The sequence below is a fragment of the Halorubrum sp. AD140 genome (assembly GCF_034497445.1).
In the GTDB taxonomy this organism is placed as follows: Archaea; Halobacteriota; Halobacteria; order Halobacteriales; family Haloferacaceae; genus Halorubrum.
This window is the reverse complement of sequence record NZ_JAXRUU010000282.1, coordinates 1-1,128: the sequence shown is the minus strand read 5'-3', so window position 1 is coordinate 1,128 and position 1,128 is coordinate 1. Positions and strand designations below refer to the sequence as shown.

Annotated in this window: 1 protein-coding gene; it reads left to right on the top strand. The window is 67.8% G+C overall.

The genetic code is table 11. From position 1 onward, the window contains the following. Positions 1 to 24: 24 nt before the first annotated feature. A partial coding sequence (locus U4E84_RS18200) for a 3-isopropylmalate dehydratase large subunit (RefSeq protein WP_322533473.1) occupies positions 25 to 1,128 on the top strand: 1,104 nt, incomplete at its 3' end.

Here is a 1,128-nt window from a genome sequence, read left to right as displayed (position 1 = left end):
GTCCGCGGTCGGAGGTGTCCACAGATGAGCGAAGGGACGCTGTACGACAAGGTGTGGGACCGACACAAGGTCACCGAGCTCCCGAACGGGCAGGACCAGCTGTTCATCGGGCTCCACCTCGTCCACGAGGTGACGAGTCCGCAGGCGTTCGGCATGCTGCGCGAGCGCGAGCTCGACGTCGCGTATCCGGACCAGACGTTCGCGACCACGGACCACATCGCGCCCACAGAGGCCGACAAGCGCGAGCGGCCGCTGGCCGACGACCAGGCAGAGGAGATGCTCTCCGCGCTCGAACGCAACGTGAGCGAGAGCGGTATCACCTTCTTCGGTTTCGAGTCCGGTAAGCAGGGGATCACTCACGTCGTCGCTCCGGAGTTGGGGCTCTCCCAGCCCGGGATGACCGTCGCCTGCGGCGACAGCCACACCGCGACCCACGGCGCGTTCGGCTCCATCGGCGTCGGCATCGGGACGAGCCAGATCCGCGACGTGCTCGCGACGGGCTGTATCGCGGCGGACAAACAGAAGGTCCGCCGGGTCAACGTCGAGGGCGAGCTCGGCGAGGGCGTCTACGCGAAGGACGTGATCCTGAAAGTGATCCAGGACCTCGGCGTCGACGGCGGCGTCGGGCACGTGTACGAGTACGGGGGCCCCGCCATCGAGGCGCTCGACATGGAGGGCCGGCTGGCGGTGTGTAACATGTCCATCGAGGGCGGCGCGCGCGCCGGCTACATCAACCCCGACGAGACCACCTACGAGTACCTGCGGGGCCGCGAGTACGTCCCCGAGGGAGACGAGTTCGAGGAGCGAAAGGCGTACTGGGAGTCGATCAGCTCCGACGCGGACGCCGAGTACGACGACGTGGTCACGGTCGACGCCGACGGGCTCGACCCGCTCGTCACGTGGGGGATAAACCCCGGACAGGTGATCGAGATCTCGGAGCCGGTCCCGCACCCGGACGACTTCGCGGCACGGACCGACCGCGAGGCGGCCGAGCAGGCGCTCGACCACATGGAGATCGAGGCCGGCCAGTCGATGCTCGGCTACGATGTCGACGTCGCCTTCCTGGGTACCTGTACGAACGGCCGCCTCTCGGACTTCGAGGAGGCCGCGAAGATCTTGGAGGGCAAC